At 46.6% G+C, this 25,002-nt stretch carries 17 protein-coding genes, 1 tRNA gene and 1 pseudogene; 11 read left to right on the forward strand and 8 right to left on the reverse strand.

Annotated features, from left to right (window positions below):
* Window positions 1-44: 44 nt before the first annotated feature.
* Both P3L47_RS11875 and P3L47_RS11880 read right to left on the reverse strand, forming a co-directional pair.
* Window positions 45-167 (reverse strand): annotated as a pseudogene (locus tag P3L47_RS11875) (ATP-binding protein); the annotation flags it as partial.
* Between the two features lie 514 nt (window positions 168-681).
* The gene (locus tag P3L47_RS11880) at window positions 682-933 is read right to left on the reverse strand and encodes a hypothetical protein (RefSeq protein ID WP_277780909.1); all 252 of its coding nucleotides are present in this window, start codon (window positions 931-933) and stop codon (window positions 682-684) included.
* Between the two features lie 262 nt (window positions 934-1,195).
* Here P3L47_RS11880 and ileS point away from each other — a divergent pair, with 262 nt between their 5' ends.
* From ileS to P3L47_RS11905, 5 genes are all read left to right on the forward strand, one after another.
* The gene (ileS, locus tag P3L47_RS11885) at window positions 1,196-4,624 is read left to right on the forward strand and encodes an isoleucine--tRNA ligase (protein ID WP_277780910.1); all 3,429 of its coding nucleotides are present in this window, start codon (window positions 1,196-1,198) and stop codon (window positions 4,622-4,624) included.
* Window positions 4,625-4,744: 120 nt separating this feature from the next.
* Window positions 4,745-5,125 (forward strand): TraR/DksA family transcriptional regulator, encoded by a 381-nt coding sequence (locus P3L47_RS11890; RefSeq protein WP_122360765.1) that lies wholly within the window; start codon window positions 4,745-4,747, stop codon window positions 5,123-5,125.
* A complete protein-coding gene (locus P3L47_RS11895; protein ID WP_277780911.1) occupies window positions 5,126-5,752 on the forward strand; it encodes a lipoprotein signal peptidase in 627 nt (208 codons plus the stop codon). It abuts the gene before it with no gap.
* Window positions 5,753-6,550 (forward strand): DUF4296 domain-containing protein, encoded by a 798-nt coding sequence (locus P3L47_RS11900; RefSeq protein WP_277780912.1) that lies wholly within the window; start codon window positions 5,753-5,755, stop codon window positions 6,548-6,550.
* Window position 6,551: 1 nt separating this feature from the next.
* Complete coding sequence (locus tag P3L47_RS11905) at window positions 6,552-6,893, forward strand: hypothetical protein (RefSeq protein WP_277780913.1); 342 nt, start codon at window positions 6,552-6,554, stop codon at window positions 6,891-6,893.
* Here P3L47_RS11905 and P3L47_RS11910 read toward each other — a convergent pair.
* Entirely contained in the window at window positions 6,816-7,583 is a 768-nt protein-coding gene (locus P3L47_RS11910) for a TrmH family RNA methyltransferase (protein ID WP_277780914.1), read from the reverse strand. The two genes, P3L47_RS11905 and P3L47_RS11910, sit on opposite strands and share 78 nt — an antisense overlap.
* 74 nt (window positions 7,584-7,657) lie before the next feature.
* On the opposite strand from P3L47_RS11910, the gene tamL reads away from it, so the two are divergent.
* Together tamL and P3L47_RS11920 are read left to right on the forward strand one after the other, a co-directional pair.
* A complete protein-coding gene (tamL, locus tag P3L47_RS11915; protein WP_277780915.1) occupies window positions 7,658-10,006 on the forward strand; it encodes a translocation and assembly module lipoprotein TamL in 2,349 nt (782 codons plus the stop codon).
* 67 nt (window positions 10,007-10,073) lie between these two features.
* Window positions 10,074-10,147, forward strand: a tRNA-Arg gene (locus tag P3L47_RS11920).
* A gap of 140 nt (window positions 10,148-10,287) precedes the next feature.
* Here P3L47_RS11920 and P3L47_RS11925 read toward each other — a convergent pair.
* A complete protein-coding gene (locus tag P3L47_RS11925; protein ID WP_277780916.1) occupies window positions 10,288-11,787 on the reverse strand; it encodes a M20/M25/M40 family metallo-hydrolase in 1,500 nt (499 codons plus the stop codon).
* 102 nt (window positions 11,788-11,889) lie between these two features.
* Window positions 11,890-12,165: an HU family DNA-binding protein gene (locus P3L47_RS11930; RefSeq protein ID WP_122360758.1), complete on the reverse strand. Its 276-nt coding sequence runs from the start codon at window positions 12,163-12,165 to the stop codon at window positions 11,890-11,892.
* Window positions 12,166-12,917: 752 nt separating this feature from the next.
* On the opposite strand from P3L47_RS11930, the gene P3L47_RS11935 reads away from it, so the two are divergent.
* The 3 genes from P3L47_RS11935 to P3L47_RS11945 are packed head-to-tail and all read left to right on the forward strand — an operon-like array spanning window position 12,918 to window position 17,124.
* Complete coding sequence (locus tag P3L47_RS11935; protein WP_122360757.1) at window positions 12,918-14,402, forward strand: TolC family protein; 1,485 nt, start codon at window positions 12,918-12,920, stop codon at window positions 14,400-14,402.
* A 29-nt stretch (window positions 14,403-14,431) separates the two neighbouring features.
* Entirely contained in the window at window positions 14,432-15,811 is a 1,380-nt protein-coding gene (locus P3L47_RS11940; RefSeq protein WP_277780917.1) for a sigma-54-dependent transcriptional regulator, read from the forward strand.
* 11 nt (window positions 15,812-15,822) lie between these two features.
* The gene (locus P3L47_RS11945) at window positions 15,823-17,124 is read left to right on the forward strand and encodes a sensor histidine kinase (RefSeq protein WP_277780918.1); all 1,302 of its coding nucleotides are present in this window, start codon (window positions 15,823-15,825) and stop codon (window positions 17,122-17,124) included.
* Between the two features lie 27 nt (window positions 17,125-17,151).
* Here P3L47_RS11945 and P3L47_RS11950 read toward each other — a convergent pair whose 3' ends face one another.
* Window positions 17,152-17,997 (reverse strand): beta-propeller domain-containing protein, encoded by an 846-nt coding sequence (locus P3L47_RS11950; RefSeq protein ID WP_277780919.1) that lies wholly within the window; start codon window positions 17,995-17,997, stop codon window positions 17,152-17,154.
* A 35-nt stretch (window positions 17,998-18,032) separates the two neighbouring features.
* Window positions 18,033-21,362, reverse strand: a complete 3,330-nt coding sequence (locus P3L47_RS11955; RefSeq protein ID WP_277780920.1) for an SUMF1/EgtB/PvdO family nonheme iron enzyme — start codon at window positions 21,360-21,362, stop codon at window positions 18,033-18,035.
* Between the two features lie 162 nt (window positions 21,363-21,524).
* Between P3L47_RS11955 and P3L47_RS11960 the strand changes: the two genes are divergently transcribed.
* On the forward strand, window positions 21,525-22,430 hold the full coding sequence (locus P3L47_RS11960; protein WP_277780921.1) for an AraC family transcriptional regulator: 906 nt from the start codon (window positions 21,525-21,527) through the stop codon (window positions 22,428-22,430).
* Window positions 22,431-22,575: 145 nt separating this feature from the next.
* Here the strand turns inward: P3L47_RS11960 and P3L47_RS11965 are convergent, their stop codons facing one another.
* A complete protein-coding gene (locus tag P3L47_RS11965) occupies window positions 22,576-24,993 on the reverse strand; it encodes a hypothetical protein (RefSeq protein WP_277780922.1) in 2,418 nt (805 codons plus the stop codon).
* Window positions 24,994-25,002 lie beyond the last annotated feature (9 nt).

Raw genomic sequence — 25,002 nt, forward strand, 5'->3', positions numbered from 1 at the left:
AGGAATGAGGGAATATTTTTAGAAAACTTTTGTGCAAATCGGATTCAATAATTGAAACCGAAATGCCAAAGAGGAATTACATTCCGGTGTCCATATTCAATATCGTCTTTCACGATGTAGGCATCGCTTATTCCCTGTATCTGCTTCTGTTGTTTGTTTTGTCCGCCAGCTGTTCCATTGTTTGATTAATAGGTTTCTTGCATGTAAAGATGTAAAATATGCCTAACAAAATCAGCACTTTTATAAGAAAACTGCTGGATAGGATCAGCAATTTTAGGTATGCCTACAGAACAGAACCTAACGCCATAGTTTCTGCATTTTCTGTAATATGTTAGGCTTAAAAATCATCTGTTCTGTTTTGCTTGCGCTCTTTCATTTCGCTTTGAAGTAGTTCCGGATTACGTCTACAATCCCAAAGCATATGAATATATAGATATTTATTGTGGACGGTATAAATTATTTTAATATGACCGGAAACTAGTGAGCGATAGGTGAGTTGGTCGATATTGTCGAGGCTGGTTTCACAAAATCCCAGAGAAGGGTGTGAGATGAGTAAATGATATATGTCATGGTGAAGTGTATCACGAACTTTTCGAGCTGTTTTAATTCCAAAAGTATTCCGATAATAAAATATAATTTGGTCAAAATCGTTTGAAGCGAATGGATGCCATATTATCTCCATCATATAATATTTTTCATGTGCTGTTCCATTTCATCTCCGCTGATTCCTATTCCGGCAATAGCATCTTTTCCTGTGACGGATAATCGTTGGCGTACCTCTTCAAGCGTATATTCACAGGGGCTTACCTTCTGTTTGTCACTTCGGATTTTACTTAGATATTTACGGAGTTTCCCGATGGTTTCGCTATTGTCGATATTTAATATTTCACGAACCAATTCTGCTTTGCTGGTTTCAAGTTCTATTGTTGTCATAATGCAGGTCTTATTTTATAAATCCTATACAAAGATAAATATTATTGCTGATCTTTCTCATATTTAATTTAGGAAAGATTAATTATATCAAGCAAATTAGGACTTTTAGGATTGTTGTTGCTTGTTGCATATTTCTTTGCTATTACATGTCTGTATCACAAAGATATTAATAAAAACGGAAAAGAGAAAAAGGTTTTTTTCTAATTAGAATTAAATCACTAACTTTGCGGCATTTTTAGAAGATTGATAAAAATAACGCGATATGAGTAAGAAATTTACCGAATACTCTAAGTTCGACTTGTCGAACGTCAATAAAGAGGTGTTGAAGAAATGGCAGGATGGCGACATCTTCCATAAGAGTCTTGAAATCCGTGAAGGATACCCCTCGTTTGTATTTTATGAAGGTCCGCCTTCTGCAAACGGAATGCCGGGTATTCACCATGTTATTGCTCGTTCGATTAAAGATATTTTCTGCCGTTACAAGACCATGAAAGGATATCTGGTGAACCGTAAGGCAGGATGGGATACTCACGGCCTGCCGGTTGAGCTGGGCGTAGAGAAATCTATGGGTATAACCAAGGAAGATATCGGTAAGAAGATTTCTGTCGCTGACTATAACGCAGCTTGCCGCCGCGATGTGATGAAGTTTACCAAAGAATGGGAAGACCTCACCGACAAGATGGGCTACTGGGTGGATATGGAAAACCCGTATATCACTTACGATAACCGTTACATCGAAACATTGTGGTATTTGCTGAAAGAATTATATAAGAAAGGTTTACTGTACAAGGGATATACTATCCAGCCGTATTCACCGGCTGCCGGGACAGGTCTTAGCTCACACGAGTTGAACCAGCCGGGTTGCTACCGTGACGTGAAGGATACCACTTGTACGGCACAATTCCGTATACTTGATCCGAAGCCGGAAATGGCGCAGTTCGGCGAACCGTTTTTCCTGGCTTGGACAACTACTCCGTGGACATTGCCTTCCAATACGGCTCTTTGCGTAGGCCCGAATTTTACCTATGTGGCTGTTCAGACTTACAATCCCTACACGGGAATGCCGATGACGGCTGTATTGGCAAAAGATCTGTTGAATGTTTATTTCAATCCGAAAGCGGCTGATCTTGAATTGGCAGACTATAAGATCGGCGATAAACTGGTTCCTTTCAAAGTCGTAGGCGAATGGAAAGGGCCGGAACTGGCCGGCATGCACTACGAACAGTTGATCCCATGGGTTAATCCGGGTGAAGGTGCTTTCCGTGTAATTACAGGCGATTATGTAACCGTTGAAGATGGTACCGGTATCGTTCATATTGCTCCGACATTCGGTGCAGACGACGACCGTGTGGCGAAAGCCAGTGGCGTGCCTCCTTTGATGATGGTTGATAAGGATGGTAATAATCGTCCTATGGTGGATATGACCGGTAAGTTTTATCTGATGGAAGACCTTGATCCTAAGTTCGTACAGACTCGTATGAATGCAGCCGATTATGACCCGTTCGAAGGTAAGTTCGTAAAGAATGCCTACGATCCGGAAAAAACGGATAAAGATGAAACATTAGATGTGGAGATATGTATGATGTTGAAGGTACAGAACCGTGTGTTCCGTATCGAAAAGCAGATACACAACTATCCGCACTGCTGGCGTACCGACAAACCGGTATTATACTATCCGCTGGATAGCTGGTTTATCCGTACCACTGCCTGCCGCGACCGTATGATCGAACTGAACAATACGATCAACTGGAAACCGCAGAGTACCGGTACAGGCCGCTTCGGTAAATGGTTGGAAAACCTGCAGGACTGGAACCTGAGCCGCAGCCGTTACTGGGGAACTCCGCTGCCTATCTGGCGTACGGAAGACGGTACGGAAGAAAAGTGTATCGGTTCGGTAGAAGAACTGTACAATGAAATAGAGAAAGCCGTTGAGAAAGGATATATGGAATCGAATCCGTATAAGGACAGAGGTTTCAATCCGGGCGAATACAATAAGGACAATTACGAAAAGATCGACCTGCACCGTCCGTATGTGGATGAGGTGATCCTTGTTTCTGAAAGCGGCAAGCCGATGAAACGTGAAACCGACCTGATCGACGTTTGGTTCGACTCGGGTGCGATGCCTTATGCACAGATCCATTATCCGTTCGAGAATAAGGAGTTACTGGATAGTCGCGAGGTATATCCGGCTGACTTTATCGCCGAAGGTGTAGACCAGACGCGTGGCTGGTTCTTTACCCTGCATGCACTGGCAACGATGGTGTTCGACAGTGTGGCTTATAAAGCGGTTGTGTCTAATGGTCTTGTATTGGATAAGAACGGTAACAAGATGTCCAAACGTCTGGGCAATGCCGTCGATCCGTTCTCTACGATCGAACAGTATGGTTCTGATCCGTTGCGCTGGTATATGATCACCAATGCGTCTCCGTGGGATAATATCAAGTTCGATATCGACGGAATGGATGAAGTGCGCCGTAAATTCTTCGGTACATTATATAATACATATTCATTCTTTGCCCTGTATGCAAATGTGGACGGCTTCGATTACTCACAGCCGGATGTTCCTCTGAACGAACGCCCGGAAATCGACCGCTGGATCCTTTCTTTGCTGAATACACTGGTGAAAGATGTAGACGGATACTATGATACCTACGAACCGACCCGTGCGGGACGTGCTATCTCTGAATTTGTAAACGACAACCTGAGTAACTGGTACGTACGCCTGAACCGCCGCCGTTTCTGGGGGGGAGGCATGACAACGGATAAATTGTCTGCTTACCAGACTTTATATACTTGCCTGGAAACAGTAGCCAAGCTGATGTCTCCGATCGCTCCGTTCTATGGCGACCAGCTGTTCAGTGACCTGATTGCCGTTACCGGACGTGAAACAGTGGAATCCGTACACCTGTCGGACTTCCCGAAATATGATGAAGCATTGATCGACAAGGATTTGGAAGAACGTATGAGGATGGCACAGGATGTGTCTTCTATGGTACTAGCTCTGCGTCGTAAAGTAAATATCAAAGTTCGCCAGCCGCTGCAGACCATCATGGTGCCTGTTGCCGATGCTCACCAGCAGGAAAGCATCGAGGCGGTAAAGAACCTGATCCTGAACGAAGTGAATGTGAAGGAACTGAAGTTTGTCGATAACGCTGCCGGTATCCTGGTGAAACGTATCAAGCCGGACTTTAAGAAGTTAGGCCCGCGTTACGGTAAGATCATGAAGAGCCTGGCTGCCGCTATCCAGGGCATGAGCCAGGAAAATATCCTTGCTTTCGAAGCTGCCGGTACATTCACGCTGAATGTGGAAGGACAGGATGCAACGGTCGAACTGGCTGATGTGGAAATCATCTCTGAAGATATACCGGGATGGCTGGTTGCCAACGAAGGCCGCCTGACGGTTGCCCTCGACATCACCGTGACGGAAAGCCTGCGCAAAGAAGGGCTGGCACGTGAATTGGTGAACCGTATCCAGAACCTGCGTAAGAGCAACGGATACGATATAACCGATAAGATCAACGTGACCGTTCTTTCTTCCGATGAAATGGACGACGCAATTAAGGAATTTAACGAATACATTGCGAACCAGGTGCTGGCTGTATCTGTTGAGATTACAGAGCATGCGATAAGCGATGCGACCGTCCTTGATTTCGAAGATTTCAACCTGTCGGTGCGTATCGAGAAAGAGTGATTTTTTTCTTAAAAAAGAAAGGCGTCCCTTGCCGCATATAAATATTGTCGTATATTTGGACTGCGACTTTGGATCGCCTGATATATATTATGAATTGTGGAACCTAAAATTAAATGAACCATGGCAGAAAAGACAAGATATTCGGATGCTGAACTCGAGGAGTTCCGCGCCATTATTTTAGAGAAGTTGGAGGTAGCCAGAAAGGATTACGAGTTGTTGAGATCGGGTGTAACCAATTCTGATGGGAACGATGTGGCTGATACGTCACCAACATTCAAAGTGTTGGAAGAAGGTGCCGCAACTTTGTCGAAGGAAGAGGCCGGACGTCTGGCACAGCGCCAGATGAAGTTCATACAGAACTTGCAGGCCGCTTTGATCCGTATTGAAAATAAGACTTATGGCATTTGTCGCGAAACGGGTAAGCTGATCCCGAAGGAGAGACTACGTGCCGTACCTCATGCTACTTTGAGTATCGAAGCAAAACAAGGAGGTAAAAGATAAATGAAATTTTCCAAAGGTTGGGGAGCAGTGTTAATTGTAATGCTGCTCCTTATTCTTGACCAGGCTCTTAAAATCTGGATCAAGACACATATGCAGTTGCACGAAAGTATAGAGATCACTCCGTGGTTTTATTTGTACTTTACCGAAAATCCCGGAATGGCTTTCGGTATCGAGGTGATAGGCAAATTGTTCTTATCCGTATTCCGCATCGTGGCGGTCGGCTTTATCGGTTATTACCTGTATAAGCTGGTGAAGGAGAAGTACAATTTCGGCTTTATTGCGTGTGTCTCGCTGATCTTTGCGGGAGCCATCGGTAATATAATCGACTCTATATTTTATGGGGTCATATTTGACCATAGCTTTGGCCAGATCGCCTCTTTCATGCCTGCCGGTGGTGGTTATGCTACCTGGCTGCACGGAAAAGTGGTGGATATGTTTTATTTCCCGTTGATCCAGACGGTGTTGCCGGACTGGGTTCCAATCTGGGGGGGAGAGGAGTTCGTCTTCTTCCGTCCGATCTTCAACCTGGCAGATTCGGCTATCTGTGTGGGTGTGTTCCTGTTATTGATATTTTACCGGCATACTTTGTCGGCGAGTCTCTCAAAAGAAAAAGAAAGTAGTAAATAAATGCGGAATAAATTGCGCAGATACGGTGTCGTATTGTTGACGGCGGCTTTGGTGGTTTCCTGTAGTAAGGTGCCTGATGGTATTTTGTCGGAAAAGGAGATGAAGGCTGTCCTGATCGATATGCAGCTGGCGGAAGCCATGATCAGTACCGACTATAAGAAGTATAGCGACGATGCTGAGAAGGAAGTGCTTTATCAGTCCGTATTTCGCAAGCATAATATCGAACAGGCTGTTTACGACAGTTCGCTGGTTTGGTACGGGCGTAACCTGGATGTGTATATGCAGGTATACGACCTGGTGCTGGCAGAACTGAACGAACGGCAGAAGGCATTGGGGGATGTGCAGGCTAGTGCCGCTCCCGTATCCAAGCAGGATTCGGTGGATATCTGGCCGCGCCTTACGTATCTTACCTTCGAGCCGAGGGCTGTATTCAACGGGATAACGGTCGATATCAAGCCGGAGACGAATTATCCGTCCGGCAGTACGTTTGTCTTGGGTATGCGTGTCTGGGGATTGAACGACGCGATGAAGGGTCGTCCGGTAATCAGGCTGAGTGCCAACCAGGGAGATACGACCATCGTTGTAAACGAAAAGATTCTGCATGACGGTTATCATGAGACGGTTCTCCGTACGATACCGACCAAGCAGGTCAGAAGCGTATTCGGTTCTATCCGCCTGGAAGGAAAAGGTGATTCCGCCTCTTATTTCAAGATATATGTGGATAGCCTGAACCTGATGCGGTATAACTACGGACGCTATACCGTCGGGACGGACTCTCTAAAAAACGCCAAACAATAATTTGACTGCACCGATGCGCAGGATCGCTTCCCATTATATATACTGGCAGAAATGGTATCGCATGCATTATCTGGAACTGGATGCGGAAGGCTGTCTGGTCGGTGTTTTTCCCCTGGAACAGGAGATAGCGAATACTGAATTTTATGACGGTACATTGATCCTTGTACCTTCGGAGACGGATTATCCGCCTTCCGGAGCTTTCTCTACGGAGTGGCTGACTGTCTCAGACTCCGTGGTTGTTTCCTCTCCGGTGAATGTCTACTGGTTAGCCGGTGTTTCCCCTGCGACGTCTGAACTCGGCGCAGACCACGGCTGTGGCGATTGCCACGTTCAGAGACTCTGACGTTTCTCTTTCTTGGGGATAATTGGGTATATAGAGCTTTTCATTCACGAGCGTTTCCGTTTCGGGGCGGATGCCGTTCCCTTCATTTCCCATAATGATAATGCCTGTTTCTGACAGTTCTTTGGCGTATATGTTCTCTCCGTCGAGGAATGTTCCGTATAGCGGTACCTGCTGTTCCGCTTGTTTTTGCAGATAAACGTGCAGGTCTGTGTAATGGACCTTTACGTGGACGAGTGCTCCCATGGTCGCCTGTACTGTCTTGGGACTGAATGCATCGGCTGTATCCTGGCTGCAGACGATATGTTCGATGCCGAACCAGTCGGCAAGCCGTATGATCGTTCCCAGGTTGCCGGGATCCTGTATGCCGTCGAGAGCCAGGATGAGCTGATTTTGGGGATCGGCGTCTTCCAATGACCAGGCGGGACGTTGGAAAACGGCCAGTACGTCTTGCGGGTTCTTCAGGAAGCTGGCTTTGCGTATATCGTCGTCATCGGCTTCCAGCAGTTCTTTGGCGGGAATATCGCCTTGCGTTGCCATCCATGACGGTTTGGCGATCAGCAGGTCGCATTCGAATGCATGCAGCATATCTGCCACCAGTTTATTCCCTTCGGCTACAAACGTGTTTGTCTCGTTGCGAAACTTCTTTAATTCTAATGAACGTATCTGTTTTACTTTTGACTTACTCAGCATCTTTACTCTTTTTACAAAGCAAAAGTAAGGGATTTTATTTAATTTCAGTTACATTTGCGTGCGTAAAAGGTCGAATGATGAAGGGAACCCTCCATATATTATATTTCATATGCCTTGTTTGGATACTGGCCGCCTGCAGTACGACAAAATATGTCGGTGACGGTGAATATCTGCTTGATAAAGTGGAGATCGTCTCTGATAATAAAGCCTATAAAACGAATGATCTGAAGCCTTATCTCCGGCAGCAGCCTAACTTTAAGGTGTTCGGGCTGATGAAGTGGCAGCTTTTTGTCTATGACTGGTCGGGACGGAATGAAAAACGCTGGCTCAGTAAGCAGCTCCGCCGTATCGGTGAGCCGCCTGTTATTTTGGATACCATGCTGGTCGCGCAGTCGACGGATGAGCTGAGGCGCTTTTTCATCAATAAAGGGTATGTCAATGCGGAGGTGGAGGCGGAAGTGGATACTTCGCGGCAGAAGAAAGCGGTCGTTACTTACAAGATCAATTCGAATACGCCTTACCGCATACATAACTATACGATGGAGCTGAACGATCCGAAGATCGACAGCATAGCGCATTTGGATGCACCTAAACGTTCGGCTGTTTCGTCGGCTTTCCGTATTTATCCGGAGGATTATACCTCTTTGGTGAAAGACAGTGCTTTGTTTGACAGGGATGTTTTGGATAAGGAACGGCAGCGGATTACCTCTTTGCTCCGCCGCCGGGGATATTATGCGTTCAACCGTGATTACCTGGCATATCTGGCAGACAGTTCCTATAATAGGAATATTGTCGATCTGGATATGATCCTGAAGCCTTACCGCAAACTGAAACCGGATGGTTCGGTGGTCGATACCCTCCATCGTCCCTATTATATAAAGGATGTGACAATCGTAACGGATTATGATCCGCTGAACCAGGGGGATTTGTCGAATATTGCAGCCGATACGGTGAATGTAGGCAACCTGCAGATCCTGTACGGGAATAACGGCAGGAGTATCCGTCCGAATGTGTTGCGCAGAAGTACTTATATTACACCCGGCAGGTTGTTTAATGAACGGGCGGTCGAGCAGACGTATTCTTCTTTTGCAGCTCTCCGTGCCTTGAGGAATGTGAATATCCGTTTTACGGAGGTGGAGGAACAGGATACGATGAAGCTCAATTGTACGATCCTGACTTCTCCGGCCAAGTTGCAGGGCTTTGGTGTTGACCTGGAAGGGACAAATTCGGCCGGCGATTTCGGGTTTGCTTCCAGTTTGAATTATCAGCACCGGAATCTGTTCAAGGGCTCGGAGGTTTTCTCTGCAAAGGTGCGCGGTGCTTACGAAGCGCTGACTAAAAGTTCGACAGGCGGTAATTACTGGGAGTTGGGAGCGGAGACTTCTGTGTTGTTTCCCCGTTTCCTGTTTCCTTTTGTCAATGAGAATTTCAAACGCAGGGTACGTGCCTCTACGGAACTGAGGGTCAGTTACAGTATTCAGACACGTCCGGAATACAGGCGGGCGATCCTTTCCGGAGGATGGAGTTATATCTGGCAGGAGCGGTCGAACACACAGGCCCGGCATGTGTTTAAATTACTGGATATCGATTATGTGCATTTGCCGAAGATCGATTCGACTTTCGATGCCAATCTGCCCAATTCTACACGGATTTATAATTTTACGGACCAGTTTGTTGTAGGGTCCGGTTATACGTATTCATTTACGAACTATAATCCCCAGAATCGTCTCCGGAATACACATTCTCTGCGTGTCTCGTTCGAGATGGCGGGTAACCTGTTGTATGCGTTTTCTAAAATGACGCAGGCTAAAAAGGACAAGGACGGTTTATACAATCTGTTCGGGATCAATTATTCGCAGTTTATAAAAGGGGATGTCGATTTTAGTAAGAGTATCGTTCTGGACGATCGTAATAAAATAGCCTTTCATGTGGGAGTCGGTATCGGTTATCCTTACGGGAACTCGAAGATATTGCCTTTTGAACGGACTTATTTCTCCGGCGGTGCCAATAGCGTCCGTGGATGGTCGGTGCGGACATTGGGACCGGGAGGAATGTTGGCTGATTCCGTGAAGTCGTTTGCTGATCAGGTCGGGGACATCCGTCTGGATCTGAATCTGGAATACCGGACCAAGATGTTTTGGAAATTTGAACTGGCTGCTTATGTCGATGCCGGAAATATATGGACCATGCGGGCGGATAAGGAACGTGAAGACGGGAACTTCGATTTCTCACGTTTCTATAAAGAGATTGCCGTTTCCTATGGTTTGGGATTACGTCTTGATTTCGATTTCTTCCTGATCCGTTTCGATACAGGTATGAAAGCATATAATCCGATGGAGCGTGGAAAGGACCGGTGGGCTATTCTGAAACCGAATCTACGTAATAATTTTGCCTGGCATTTTGCCGTGGGCTATCCCTTCTAATGAAAAAAAAGGCTTTCCTGTTTGCAGATATAAATAATAATATTACCTTTGCACCGCAAATAAGGACGGTCGGGTAGCTCAGCTGGATAGAGCAACAGCCTTCTAAGCTGTGGGTCCTGGGTTCGAATCCCAGCTCGATCACTAAATAAAAAGGAGTTGTCTTTAACAGACAACTCCTTTTTATTTTTGTACTATGCCAATCTTTTCAATATGTATTTAAGCATTGTTGAAAAGACGGTAAATGATGTGACAAGATTCTATTATCTGGATTTAGGAAACTCTTATTTTCGAGGCATCATCTCATCCCGCATGGCTGCATTATAGGCAAACCAAGCTACGATAACAGCATTATGGCGTATATCGTCCAGCACCAGGCGATCGGAGAAATCCTGTGTACGATGTGAATGTCGCCCCCATTCCATCGGGTCCTGGATGAACTGGAAAGCGGGGATTCCCGCATTGTCGAACGGTATGTGATCCGTACTTCCTACACTCCGGTTGGAGACGGTGGTAAAACCGGTATCGAGGAAAGGTTGCATCCAGTCGGTGAAGATCGGGTGAGCCATCAGGTTATCCTGTGTAAAGATACCACGGAACTTCCCGGGACCGTAATCCGAATTAAAATAGACGGATATCTTATCATATTCTTTCTTTTTCTCCAGTGTCTTTGGATCTTGTACGAATTGTTCCACATATCCGCTGGAGCCGTGTAATCCTACTTCTTCGCCACCCCAGAAAGCAACGCGAATGGTTCGGCGCGGTTGTACGCCAATCGCTTTGAGGATACGCATAGCTTCAAGCATGGCAATAAAACCGGCACCATCATCGCCGGCTCCCGGACTCATGTGATAGCAGTCAAGATGTCCTCCGATAATGACCAGCTGATCTTTCAGCTTTGGGTCGGTACCGGGTATTTCGGCAATAACATTATATATCTTACGATCGGATTCAAACTTCACTGCAATATCGACTTCCATCTCTACCTTTTCGCCATTCCGGATCAAACGTTCCATCAGACCGTGATTTTCGCAGGAGATATTCAGCTCGCAGGGGACAGGACCGACCTCTTCCAGTTTGTGGAAATTCAATCCCGGCACACTGTAGCTTCCCGATTCGTGGATGATAACAGCCGGTTCTTCTTTATAAACAAAGTGGAGTATTTCTGCATATGTTAGTTCACTTCCTTCCACCGGAGGGGCAGCACGTCGCTGTCGGGGACGCACTTTGGTGATCGGGTATTCCGCCGTTTGTTTCAGGGATTCTTCGGTATGGCGGCGTGCCATCGGTTCGAAACTGATCTGGTATTCCATGACGGAAGGCATCAGAACGATTTTGTCTTTTAGAGTTCCTTTTAACGCCTGTAATTCTTGTTGATCTTTGGCTGTGATCAGAACCACTTCGCTTTTGGCTGGTCCGTTGGTTCCGTTGGTCCAGGCTACGGGAGCCGGAAAGATCGGAATATAGTAAGGTACAGTCATGGCTGCGTACGCCTTTTGGATATCCCATCCGCCCCGGGGCCAGTCACGGGCAAACTCGATACGGGGATTGGATAATTTGTATTCTTCCATCATTTCTTTCGCGACCCGGTAGCCTCTTTCCATGCCGTCGGAACCGGTTAGACGGGGACCTGCATAATCAAGTAAACGATAGGACAATCGCTCTATATCCGAGTTCTGTTGTTCTTCCTGCTTGATCTTTTGGGCAACGGACAGGTCGATCTTTTCATTCTGAGCCATAACGGATGATGCTCCGATCATCAGTACAATCAATAAGCTTCTCATTTCTATCTCTTTAAAGTTTCACATAAGTATTATCTGCCGATAAGTCCTTCAAAGGTAGTAAATCTGTATTTTTGAGAAGCTTATTGCCCGAGAATATTGAAATTATTTGTTCAGGGCCTTTAATAGGTCTGATCCGGCACGGAACTTGACAGACATGCGCGGTTTGATCATAACCGGCTCTCCTGTCTGAGGATTCCGGGCAGGGCGTTCGGTTTGTTGCCAGGGGAGAAGTGTTCCGAATCCCTGAAATACAACCTGATCGCCTTCCAGGAAAGCTTCGGTCGCGTTTTCTATAAAGGAGTTGATCACCGCTTTTACCACTGTTTTCTTCATGCCGGTATCTGCTGCTATTTGTTCGATCAATTTACTTTTATTCATATATTACTGGTTTAAATCGTTTTTGATCCAAATCTATCGGATACTTGATCGGAAATGATAATCTACGGTAGAAGCAGAGTATCATTATTTCCGAATAATATCCCTCAAATCAATGCAAGCATCTTTAATCAGGACATAATAAACTTGTTCTTGTTGCCTAAAACGAGTTTATTGAATTTAATGGAGTTCGTTAAGAACTAATTGTAGATAACAAATACAAAGGATACATCATCAAACATCCGCCTAAATTCATCATATCTCCTATAAAGTCTTTCATACTGATAATCATTTAGAAAAATTCAAATCCTATAAAAGTACCACACGAATAGGAAAGGAAAGATACAATTCGAATCTTATTACTCTGTCATTTCTATGGCACAGGAGGTTACTTACGTAAGTAACCTCCTGTGCCATAGAAATGACAGAGTTGTAACCTCCTATTGACACCGTAATGTCATCACTGTGGCACAATTTTGTCTTCACAATGGTACTATTTGGGACATAGTAATATAGATGCTTTCTCCTATGCTTTCTACTCGCCATATAAATTAAGGCATGACGAGATATTCAGTGAGTTTCTGATTACAATTTTTCCTTAGTTCTTAACGAACTACGTCATCTTTTCCCTCAGGTTTCATTATCGGACATACTGTTCATTATCGGACACCTCTTAGTGATGCTACTCTTCAGAAAATCAATGATATATGTTTTTGGCATAGCTTTTGCCTATAGTGGGTAAAACATATATTACGATGAAAAAGATCTATATAGCCATTACTTATTTATTGCTGACAAGCTTTGGTTTACGAGCCGAAGAACAAGATAATATTGTCCATCTGACGTTGAAAGAAGCGATCGCATTGGCACAACACCAGTCTGTAGATGCCGCGGTCGCTTTGAACGAGCTGAAAACGTCTTACTGGGAATACCGTACGCATGTTGCCGACCAGTTACCGGAAGTCAATTTCAAAGGTACGATCCCCAGTTATAGCAAACAATACAGCCGCTACCAGCAGTCGGACGGGACTTATGCCTTTGTGCAGGATAATAATCTGTCGATGAACGGTGCGATCTCTGTCGATCAGAATATAGCACTGACCGGTGGTAAAATATCATTGAATTCTTCTCTTAACTTCTCCCGTCAGTTGGGACATGGTGCTTTCAATGAATATATGAGTGTGCCGATCGGTCTGACTCTGACACAACCGGTCTTCGGAGTAAACGATCAGAAATGGAATCGCCGGATCGAGCCTGTCCGTTACCAGGAAGCAAAGGCAGCCTATATAGAAAGTGTGGAAGGGGTAACGATCTCTACGATCGCTTATTTCTTTAACCTGCTGCTGGCGAAAGAAAATCTGGCGACCTCTATGCAGAACCTGGAGAATGCGAACAAACTCTACGATATTGCGATAGCCAAGCGGAAGATCGGGCATATATCCGAAAGCGAACTGATGCAGTTGAAATTATCGGCATTGCAGGCGAAAGGCAAGTTGACGGAAGCCCAGTCCAACCTGAATGCCAAGATGTTTCAGTTACGTTCTTTCCTCGGATTGAGTGAGGAGGATGTGATAGAACCTGTCATCCCGGAGTCAGTGCCGGATATGCGCCTGGTTTATCAGGAGGTGTTGGAGAAAGCCCAGGAGAATAACTCGTTCGCAAAACGTATTCTGCGAGAACAACTGGAAGCCGATTATGCCGTGGCGACAGCAAAAGGAAAGCGCCGTGATATCAATCTGTTTGCTTCCGTAGGATATACGGGTAAAGACAGTGAATTTAGAGGTGCTTATAATCCCTTGCGGGATAACCAGGTGATCGAGGTCGGTTTCAGTATTCCCCTGCTGGATTGGGGAAAACGGAAAGGAAAAGTGAAGGTTGCCGAGTCGAACCGTGAAGTCGTACTCTCCAAAAACCGCCAGGATCAGATGACTTTTAATCAGAACATCTTCCTCCTGGTGGAGAATTTTAATAACCAGGCAGCCCAGCTGGAAATAGCGGAAGAGGCGGATGAGATTGCCCAGAAGCGTTACCGGACCTCTATCGAAACGTTCATGATCGGAAAGATTAACATTCTTGACCTGAATGATGCCCAGCAATCGAAAGACGATGCTAAACAGAAACATATTCAGGAGCTGTATGGATTTTGGAGCTACTTTTATAATGTCCGCAGTGTGACCCTGTACGATTTCTTGAACGACCGTAATCTGGATGCGGACTTTGAAGATATCGTCAGAAAGTAGTATCTTTACCAATCTTAAAAGAAACCTATATGATATTGATTGTCGATGATGACGCTGTTGTCCGTTCTTCGCTTACTTTTTTGCTGAAGCGGGCGGGCTTTGAACCGGAAGCTGTTCCGGGACCTGATGAAGCGTTGGCTATAGTGCGCCGCGAAGCGCCGCAACTGATTCTGATGGATATGAACTTTACCTTGACTACGACGGGAGAAGAAGGAATACAGTTATTAAAACAAGTAAAGATATTTCAGCCGGATGTACCGGTCATTCTAATGACTGCCTGGGGATCCATTTCCCTGGCAGTGCAAGGTATGCAGGCCGGTGCATTCGATTTTGTCACCAAGCCCTGGAACAACCTCGTGCTGTTGAAGTCGATCCGTACAGCCCTGGAGTTGAACGAACAGAAGAAAGAAAAGAACTCTCCGTTGAATCGGAATGATGCAGATAATAAATTTCATTTTGAAAAGATAATCGGCCAAAGTGATGCATTGATGGAGGTATTGGGTACTGTTTCACGCATAGCCCCTACGAATGCCTCCGTTTTGATTACCGGCGAGAGTGGAACGGGAAAGGAGTTGATTGCTGAAGCAATCCATGCCAATAGTCCGCGGATGAAAGAAGCTTTTGTAAAGGTAAACCTGGGCGGACTGTCGCAAAGCCTTTTCGAAAGCGAGATGTTCGGACATAAGAAAGGGGCGTTTACAGATGCCTATATCGATCGTACCGGACGTTTTGAAATGGCCAATAAAGGTACTATCTTCCTGGACGAGATAGGCGATCTGGAATTATCCTGCCAGGTGAAACTGTTAAGGGTTCTGCAGGACCAGACATTTGAAGTGTTGGGTGACAGCCGTCCCCGCAAAGTCGATATCCGTGTGGTCAGTGCCACTAACTGCAAGTTGCCGGAAATGGTGGCTGCCCGTACTTTCCGGGAAGACCTGTTCTATCGGATCAACCTGATCACCATTCATCTGCCCGCTCTCCGCGAGAGGAAAGACGATATTCCTTTGCTTGCCCGTTATTTTGCCGACAAGCAATCGGAGGTAAATGGTTTGCCGAAAGTATCGTTCTCATCCGATGCTATGAACTTTCTGCGGCGTCTTCCTTATCCGGGTAATATTCGTGAGTTGAAGAACCTGGTAGAAAGGACGATGCTGGTCTCCGGCAAGTCGTTGCTGGAGGTTTCCGACTTTGAAGGACAATGCCTGAACCTGGGGAATAATCAATCGGTACGGAAAGGCGGATCCGTCAGTTTGGAGGGAATGACATTGGATGAGATAGAGCGGCAGACCATTTTGCAGGCATTGGAAACACACGAAGGAAATCTATCTCATGTAGCTTCCGCACTGGGAATCAGTCGGGCTGCTTTATACCGCCGGTTGGAGAAATACGGAATACCAACCGATAAATAAATATGATTCAGATGAGGGTCAAAGGATTGTTTTGGATACTGACAGGGTTGCTGCTGACTATTTTAGGAGTGATCACCTACTATGTCTTCTATAATTTCTCTTCCACTCTATTTTTTATCGTGGAAGGGGTTGTCCTGATAACCGTCATTTATCTTTTCCTTTTTTACCGCCGTATCATCAAGCCGCTGGATATAATCGGCAATGGTATGGAACTGCTGAAAGAGCAGGATTTCAGTTCCCGCCTGAGTCGTGTCGGACAGAAGGAAGCCGACCGTATCGTGGATATTTTCAATAAGATGATGGAACAGCTGAAGAACGAGCGTCTGCATCTGCGGGAACAGAATCATTTCCTGGACTTGCTGATCAATGCGTCTCCTATGGGAGTGATCATGCTGAACCTGGATGGCGAGATCATTTCGCTTAATCCGTCGGCACGTAAGATGTTCGGCCAGCCGTCGTCTGTCGATGTTACCGGAAAGTCCTTTCTGGAGATAGACTCTCCGCTGGCAATGGAGTTGGCGCGTATCCCTTTGTATGGGTCACAGACCGTCCGCCTGAATGATGCCAATGTATATAAATGTACGCATTCATCTTTTGTGGACAGGGGATTCCATCATTCGTTCTATCTGGTGGAGATATTGACACAGGAAGTTTTCAAGGCGGAGAAGAAAGCTTACGAGAAGGTGATCCGTATGATCGCCCATGAAGTGAATAATACGACAGCCGGTATCACTTCGACGCTGGATACATTGGAGTCTACCTTCAGCGAGATGGAGAACACGGAAGACATATGTGACGTGTTGCGTGTCTCTATCGAACGTTGTTACAGCATGAGCCATTTCATCACGAACTTCGCCGATGTCGTACGTATTCCGGAACCTCAGCTGCGTAATCACGAACTGAATGCGGTTGTGGTCTCCTGTAAACGTTTTATGGAAACGATCTGCCTGAACCGCAATATTCGGATCCATATGGAACTGGATGAAGTATCCCCTGTAGTGAAATTGGATAGTTCGCTTTTTGAACAGGTCCTGGTCAATATTATCAAGAATGCGGCGGAATCGATCGGGCAGGACGGACAGATCTATATACGTACTTCACGTAATCCGGTCTGTCTCGAAATAGCAGATACCGGCAAAGGTATAGACAAAGAGACTGAAAAGAAACTGTTCAGCCCCTTCTTCTCTACCAAACCTAACGGACAGGGCATCGGACTGATTTTTATCCGCGAGGTACTACAGAAGCAGAATTGTTCTTTCTCCCTTCGTACCTATACGGATGGCCTGACCCGGTTCCGTATCCTCTTCGAATAAAATCGAAGCGTTAGGGGGAGGTCCTTTTTACTCTTTGAATGAATATACAGCCGATATATTCACAATATCCGGATGGAGGGGAAGCGTCCACACGACCCGGTTATCCGGATCGACCTCTATCAGCAAGGGTTGCGATTTATCCTGACTATGCCCGTTCCAGTTGCTTATCAGCGTATTCCCGTTTTTGTATCGTACCAGTTCGGCGACGAATAATAAAGAGATGTTCTGCAGGTCATCGCTTCCGACTTTCCGGACAATCAGTTTGCTGTCCGGATCGATCTCTACAAAGTTATGGGCATCGCCGCAGGATACCAGCCAATTCCCATTTTTGAGTATTTGAATGGCGAAAGGATTTCCCCCGCATTCGGCCCTGTTGACGATCTCTTTCTCTTTATTCATTTCAACGACCTCTCCTTTACCCATCAAGGGGATCAGATAAGTGTTCTGCGGCGTTTTTACGATTTGGCGGAATTGGTCGTGCACACCGGTGATACTGGTGTCGAACTCTATTTCTTCTACGGGTTGCCCTTGCGGATCGAGTTCGATGATCCGGGAAGGCGTGCCGCAGATAGCCAGCATATAACGGCCCGAAGGCAATTGGGTAGCAGTAAATAATTCTTCCCCTTTTCGTGCTTTGAAGTCCCATAGCGTCTGCTGTTCGCGGTCAATCAGCCGGGCACCGGAAGTATAGGCATACAAGATATTTCCTTCTTTGGTTATTTCAACATCGTTGCAATCTTCATGAGCCGCCAGCGGATGGCTCCATTCGATCTCTCCTGTTTTCTTGTCGAGAATCGCTACCTGTTTCCAGCCGCAGCCGGAAACGAGTAACTTTTCTCTACTATTATTACATGAGCAATAAGTGCTAATCATTGCTATGAAAAACAAGTATTTAAAATAGCGTCCAATCATTCTTCTGTCATTACTACACGGAATCCTACATTGTAAACTTTCTGATATTCACGGTACGGCAGACGGAAAGACGAGGTCGAGCGGTAAGGGCGGTCATACCAGGAACCACCGCGCACAACGCGTTTGCCGTTTTCAGAAACAGCATCGTTTCGTCCGTCATTTTCCTTATAAGGATAAGGTTGATAGGATGATAACGTCCATTCCCATACATTCCCGTGCATGTCGAACAGATCCCATGGATTGCGGACATAACGGCCTACCGGTTCGGAAATAAACCCTCCGTCATTATAAGTCGTGTCGCGTGGAATCCAGTCGTCATACTTGTTCGGATTCTCGATGACCATAGCACTTTCATAGAATTTGTAAGCGGTACAGGCGGCAAATTCTTTCAGTTTGATGTCTCCCAGGTTGGCATAGCGGGAGAAGTCGGCAGACATGCCACCATACCAGAAAGGCGTATCGCTTCCAGCCCGGCAGGCCCATTCCCACTGTGCTTCCGTAGGGAGGGAGAACTTCATGCCGGTCTTTTCGGATAACCATTTACAATAGTCCATCGCTTCCTGCCAGGAGAGGCGTACGGCGGGCTGGTCCGGATGATTCATCGAATAGCCTTTCCGTCCGAACTGGTAACCGTGACGGTGTTCGTCGCGACTGTCGTGTGCCGGGTTATAGGCTCTGAACTGTGCATTTGTGATCTCGAAACGTCCCATCCAGAAAGGTTTGTCTATCTGTACGATCGTTTGCGGCAGTTCGTCCGGATGCCGGTCGCTACCCATAATAAATGAGCCTGCCGGTATCTTGACCAGTTCCAATGTGATGCCGTTGCCCAGTGAGATACTCTTCTGGAAATTCCCCAAAGCCAGTTGTTTCCATTGGGCATCACTCCATTGGTCGTAAGGTTTTTCTGTCGGGTTGTAGATCGGCCATTTCTCCAGTAGAGTATCGCCAATTGCTTTCTGTTCCTTCTCAAACCGGACCGGTTCGATGTTCTGCGGGATTTCCGGCAACCATTCGGCTGTCGACTTCGGAGCACCGAACATTTCGCGGTATAGCTCCCGCAGCTCATTGCTCTGTTCTGCATCTTCAAACTTAGGAATGTCGGAACGACGTCCGTGGAAAGGAGCATTGAAGTCTATCCAGCACGCCAGCTTCTCCATGGATTCTTTGTCCAGTTTGACACCATAGTGGCCTTTTTGTAGAATCTGCATCAATTCGGTCTGATCGGCATGTACGTCCATCGGAACGAGCATGTGCATATCGCTCTCGATACCCGGACGACGCACGTAACGGTGCAGGTTAGCATATGAAAGCGTAAAATGCCCGCCGTTCTTCCAGGCCTTTCCCGATATGTTCGAAGTCCAGTCTTCGATCCATTTGTCCCCTTTCAGGTATGGTTTTCCGGGTTTGTCCTGATTGTGGCAGGAGATGCAATATTTATCCAAAACGGGCTGTACTTCGTGGCGGTAGCTGAATCCTCTCTCTTTACCGTACCATTCTTTGATAGCCTGCGGTTTTTGCAGGGATGCTTTCGTCCGCTTCGGAATGGCTATGGTCGATTTTTCTTCGTGGCAGCCGATACAAGAGACTGTTTCGCCCGGCATGCCGGTGAACCAGCTTCTCATGACTTGTAATGCTTTTCCCTCTGCATCCAGCGGTTGTACGAATACAGCCGTATTGGCAGGGATGGTAAACATAGCCGAGCCGTCTTCTTCAACATCTACTTCACCCAGGATTCGTTTGATGTCCCATGGTCCGTCCATACCAATGGTGCCCAGCAGGCCGCCTTGACCCCACGGACTGAAGTTGAAAGAACCGATGCGCAGTTTCTTTACTGTGCCACGCGGAATGCCTTTCAATCCATCGCCTTCATAGATATCCTGCAGGAAAACAGTAGACGTAGAAGATGTCAGGTCAACACGGTCGGGGATGACATTCGGTGTTTTACGGCTGTCCATCAACACCGGTTCGAGGTAGGCAACGTTCTCCTCTTCGGCAATCAGGGTACGGTTGTCGAATGTGTCGACCAGGTAAAGTCCCCACAGGCTTTCCGGACTTTCCTTCATGGAAACCAGATAATAGGTATCATTCAACGGATACGGTTGCAGGAACTGCGGCCAGATACCGTCGGGCAGGCGGTCGCGAACGACAGCTTCCACTTTTTTGCCGGCATACGGGATTTCGGCAACGACTCCGTCTGCTTCGTGACGGCCTTTATTGGTATCGATGATCAACATGCGTCCGCTTCGTGAAACGCTGTGGTGACCGGAAGCGATACCGACTACCGCCGACGGTCGTCCCGGTATGGGGCGGGCGTTGAAGAACGAAGTCGGAAAGTAGGAGTTCGAACCGTAGAAAGCCGACTGCGTGGTACCGTCCGGATTCATCGTAAACAGCAGGCGCGAATTGGAGTGGGGCAGGTCTGCATACTCCCAACGCTGATAGAGTACGGTACCGTTGTCCATGATGACCGGACCCCAGTTGCTGTCCTGGTCGTAGGTCAGCTGACGGGTTTGTTTTGTTTTCGGATCATACAGGAACAGTCCGCACATCTTGTTTCCGCCGTCTGTACAGGGCAATCCCAGGAAGGTCCCTGTCGAGCAGAAAATATACCGTCCGTCCGGCGTATAGCAACCGTCGAAACTGTCGAAGTCTTTATATGTATCGGGGGTTAGTTGATGGGTTTTACCGGTTGTGATGTCGAGTTCGAACAGATGCCAGCGGTCGGACGAACCGATGGAGGAATACATCAGTCGCTTTCCGTCGAAATGAGGTTCCGGATCGGTGATGATCATTCCTGCTTCCGGTTTGTATAAGGTCGCTTGTTTGATTTTACCGGGTTGGATGGTGAGCGAGACAAACTCGTTCGTCCAGCCGGTTTTAGGATTCCATATCTCGGAGTTGTTTTGGAAATTGGAAGGAGCGATGCCCAGTTCGCCGCTCATGGCTTTGCGTGCCTTGTCGCCGAGCGATCTGCGGATAGCCACCACCTGCTTGTCTGCCAGCAACGGATTTGCCAGTAGGGCAGCATCCAGTTGCTTCAATAACTTCTGGGCCTGCTTCCCGGCTTTCGGGTCTTTGGACTTCAGACCGTCGATCAGTTTTTCCTTGTCTGTTTTCAACTCATCGAGCGCTTTTTCCCAGTCCTTATCCGGACGGTAGCTATCCGGATATTTTTTCTTCAGATGATCGATCGCCGATTTGTATTTTTCCGGCGAGTAATAGTTGATCCGGTTGATCAGGCTTTGCCAGGAGTCCTGTGCGGAAAGTAAGGACGGACTACCACATAGTCCGGAAAAAATGAACAGTGCTGTAATGAACCGTTTCATAGTGTTAGAATTATGTTATATAAGATGAAGTTTAGTAATTACAAAAATAAAGTATCTCTTTTTCTTAACTTTGACAAAATAAGATGAATACTTTGCATAATCCGATATAGTGATTTAATTTTAATTCCTATATTTACGGCAGTTAACTAATAAATGTCTGATATGCTTGTCTCTTATTCTCCGTACGATCTGTCGTTGCCTTTGCTTTATGCCGATCATTCCCGGGTGGAAACCTGGTGGAATTATCAGGATGTGATCAGTCCGTTCTACCGGCTTTACCTGATCACGAAAGGCAGGGGCAAGGTTTATATCAATAAGAAAGGATATGAACTGCTGCCCGGTCAACTGTTCCTGATACCCAAGTTTGCTTTCCATAGTTATGAATGCGATGATTTCATGGAGCATTATTATATCTGTTTCTTTGACGAAACGAAAGGGGGGAAGGGTATCAGTAATCCGATGAAAATGAATTTGCAGGTACAGGCTACTCCGATGGATTATTCGCTGATGGAGCGTTTCCTGGCTCTTAATCCGTATAAATCGCTACCGACATCAGACCCGAAGCATTATGACAATGACCGGAATATTTATAACAAAGAAGATGAGGTTTCCGTTTCTACATTCTCGGACCTCGTGGAGAGCAGTGGTATTCTGCTGCAGCTCTTTTCCCGTTTTATAACGGAAGAATGCCTGCTTTTGCCGGAAGCGAATAGTTTGTATGAGAAGCTGGATGTGGCGATACAGCATATCAATAAGCATCTAGACCGTCGTATCTCTGTTTCAACCCTCGCCGATCTGATGTGCATTACGCCCGATCATTTCTCTAAAGTATTTAAACGGATCGTTGGGATGCCACCCTGTGAATATATCCAGATGAAGCGGATTGAGCGGGCACAGACTTTGCTGCTGACTTCCCATATGTCGATCATCGAGATTGCAGAAAAGGTCGGTATTAGTAATCTGTCCCAGTTCTCCCGTCTGTTCTCGAAGATGGTCCGCTGTTCTCCCAGGGAGTATCGGCTGAAACAATTCAATGCATTGAAATCGGAGAATTATAGTATGCAGTAAAAAGTAGTTTTTGTTTATATGCCTAAAAGTGTTTCACCCTAATGGAACAACTGTTTCATTACGTAGAAACAACTGTTCCATTAGGGTGAAACACTTTTATTGTCACGGTCAGTAAGCCGCTTCAAAGCAGGAGGATGAGCCGTTATTACTTCTTTAAATTGACAACTTCCGGTGTTCCTTTGGTGATGTAGCGGATGATCACTTCAGGTGCATCTTCGCTGGTCTGTTCGCAAGAGAAAGCGACAGCCGATGAACCGGCAGGAAGCAAGGCACTTCCCTGAGGCTGTACTTCGCTGATCACATTGTAATTCTTATCGGTCACCACCGCTTTGCCGTCAAACGTATAAAGCAGATACTGGCGATCGGAAATCTCGCAAGGGAACTTGATCACTCCTTTTGGGGTTGTGAAAGACGGGTCTTTGATTGTGCCGTCTCCATCTACTTTCAGACGGATTGCGTATGCACTTTCATAGGGGCTTTCCCAGGACCAGTCTGCTCCGCCCGGTTGTCCCGGTTGCATTTCTGCCAGGTTGCAACGGTAATGTTTGGAGATATGGAGCGGATACAGGTTATAGTTTTCTTCATTGACTTTTTCCAGGTGCCATTCAGTTTGCGGATCTCTCAGACGGGCTTTCTGTTCTTCCGTGAAAGCTTCGGCTTCACGTAGCTTATCCCAGTTTTTGATAGCTTCCAGTAATTTGTCGATCTGTCCGTGGCGGCGTAATGTGTTACTGTTGATTGTCATAGCATAACCGGCGTCGAAACCGGCTGATTCGGATAATGCCCATTCCAAATCCTCCAAAGAAGAACATTCGAAGTTACGGTCTGCCAGACGGATCAGGAACCATCCCAGCATGCGTGGGAAAAGGTTGCGTTTGAAGAATGCCTGGTTCTTGATACGGTTTTCTACCTGTCCTGTACGCATGGCTTCTCCCCAGGGTTCACCCCAGTTCATGCGGGTATGGATATGCCATAAGTTATGGCTGAGGCGGCTGGCATCGTTCAGTACGTTATGGTTCAGTTGATTGTACCAGCGATAGACAAAGCGGTTGTTTGCATATTCGTCCTGTCCGGTGTAAGAGCATCCTTCCAGACCATCGAAAGATATCTGGCAAAGTCCTGTTTTATTTATGATCTCCGCCAGTCGGTCGGAGAATTTGTCCTGTAGGACCAGGTCGGGGAACAAGGTTTTGTATGGATAATCCCATAGCTTGTAAAGAGGTGTCTTTTGCGAATGAGCTGCGGCAGTTGTACCGTATGCGCCTCTTTTACAGTTTTTCAGCAGAAGAGTTTCTCCTTTGTCCTCCGTGCTTCCGTAAGTGATCAGTTCCTGGTCAATCTGCATGGCGTTTAGCGTCATGGGTCTATCGAACAGGCTTGATTTTTTGATTGTGATTTCTGTCTGGTCTTTGTCCAGGTCGGCTGTGAGTGATAAAACACCTTGCTTCAGCAGGTGTTCGGTTGGGACGGGAGTGACATACGCATCGTTGGTTGTCATAAAGTTACTGAGCGTATGTACGCCGACGGCAATGCCTTCAGCCTTTGCCTTGTCTACCATTTTCCTGACACCTTCGTCGCCGCTTTTTGTAAATTTAGGATCCCAGTTGAAATGTCCCCAATCCAGGAACGGACCGCTATGGTACACATATTTGAATCCGGCAATCTTAGCTTTATCGAGGATCATATCGAAATTATCTTCCGAGAAGTCGGAGATCAGATAAGACTTCATGGCAGCACGGGCGGTTTTGCCCCATTCGCCGTCGAACAAGGGATGCGGCAAGCCTTGCTCCAGTTCGATTTCTCCGATACGGGCAAGGGCTTCTGTATTCTTACTTCCGAAGAAAGCTATTTTAGCCCCTTTGATCAGACCGTCTGCTCCTTCTACCGGGAGAACCAGCGAGTTATTCAGTCCCTGTACCTGACGGTATTCCTGTTTATTTCTTCTGCGGGCGGAGAAATGGAAGACCGTACCGTCCGAGATATCGGCTGCCGCCAGTTTGTAATCCGGAATGCTGGCAACGGATAACTCGGCTGCTTTTCCACTGTAACCGTAAGTTTGTGTAACCAGCTGTCCGTATTCTTCCGGGATACCTGCATTAGTCTTGATGTTCAGCGCTTGTATACCGAAAGCAACGCCGTTGCCCTGGGCGACACCGACTACATCGCCGACTATCTCATTGATGTTGACGGCTAACGGACCGAATAGTAATACCTCGTATTTCTCCGGGATGCTGGCGACCTCCAGTGTGATGCAAACATCACTTTCTTTGTGTTTCAGGGAGATGGTACCTCCGTCGGACATGGTCAGTTTCAGTTGATTACCGCTGGAAGTCAATTTGCTCGGGGTAACCAGTTGGTTACCTGTGCAGGCCGTTACAAGCGGGTACTTCCCTGTGTGAAGGATATCTTTGCCTTCAACCTGGATGGAAGAGAAATAACCTTCGTTATTGATTCCGATTTGAGTAGAACGAGTTTTTAGATTTATATTCTGTGCCCCGGCCTGAAAGACCTGCACGAATACGAAAAGCAGAACAATTCTGCCGATTAGAGAGAGTTGTTTCATGTTTGTTTG

Source organism: Parabacteroides chongii, assembly GCF_029581355.1.
GTDB classification, from domain to species: Bacteria; Bacteroidota; Bacteroidia; order Bacteroidales; family Tannerellaceae; genus Parabacteroides; species Parabacteroides chongii.

Bases quoted from the DNA above. Each gene is read 5' to 3' on its own strand.
- P3L47_RS11880 (WP_277780909.1), bottom strand. From the start codon at position 933: ATGACAACAATAGAACTTGAAACCAGCAAAGCAGAATTGGTTCGTGAA.
- ileS (WP_277780910.1), top strand. From the start codon at position 1,196: ATGAGTAAGAAATTTACCGAATACTCTAAGTTCGACTTGTCGAACGTC.
- P3L47_RS11890 (WP_122360765.1), top strand. From the start codon at position 4,745: ATGGCAGAAAAGACAAGATATTCGGATGCTGAACTCGAGGAGTTCCGC.
- P3L47_RS11895 (WP_277780911.1), top strand. From the start codon at position 5,126: ATGAAATTTTCCAAAGGTTGGGGAGCAGTGTTAATTGTAATGCTGCTC.
- P3L47_RS11900 (WP_277780912.1), top strand. From the start codon at position 5,753: ATGCGGAATAAATTGCGCAGATACGGTGTCGTATTGTTGACGGCGGCT.
- P3L47_RS11910 (WP_277780914.1), bottom strand. From the start codon at position 7,583: ATGCTGAGTAAGTCAAAAGTAAAACAGATACGTTCATTAGAATTAAAG.
- tamL (WP_277780915.1), top strand. From the start codon at position 7,658: ATGATGAAGGGAACCCTCCATATATTATATTTCATATGCCTTGTTTGG.
- P3L47_RS11925 (WP_277780916.1), bottom strand. From the start codon at position 11,787: ATGAGAAGCTTATTGATTGTACTGATGATCGGAGCATCATCCGTTATG.
- P3L47_RS11930 (WP_122360758.1), bottom strand. From the start codon at position 12,165: ATGAATAAAAGTAAATTGATCGAACAAATAGCAGCAGATACCGGCATG.
- P3L47_RS11935 (WP_122360757.1), top strand. From the start codon at position 12,918: ATGAAAAAGATCTATATAGCCATTACTTATTTATTGCTGACAAGCTTT.
- P3L47_RS11940 (WP_277780917.1), top strand. From the start codon at position 14,432: ATGATATTGATTGTCGATGATGACGCTGTTGTCCGTTCTTCGCTTACT.
- P3L47_RS11945 (WP_277780918.1), top strand. From the start codon at position 15,823: ATGAGGGTCAAAGGATTGTTTTGGATACTGACAGGGTTGCTGCTGACT.
- P3L47_RS11950 (WP_277780919.1), bottom strand. From the start codon at position 17,997: ATGATTAGCACTTATTGCTCATGTAATAATAGTAGAGAAAAGTTACTC.
- P3L47_RS11955 (WP_277780920.1), bottom strand. From the start codon at position 21,362: ATGAAACGGTTCATTACAGCACTGTTCATTTTTTCCGGACTATGTGGT.
- P3L47_RS11960 (WP_277780921.1), top strand. From the start codon at position 21,525: ATGCTTGTCTCTTATTCTCCGTACGATCTGTCGTTGCCTTTGCTTTAT.
- P3L47_RS11965 (WP_277780922.1), bottom strand. From the start codon at position 24,993: ATGAAACAACTCTCTCTAATCGGCAGAATTGTTCTGCTTTTCGTATTC.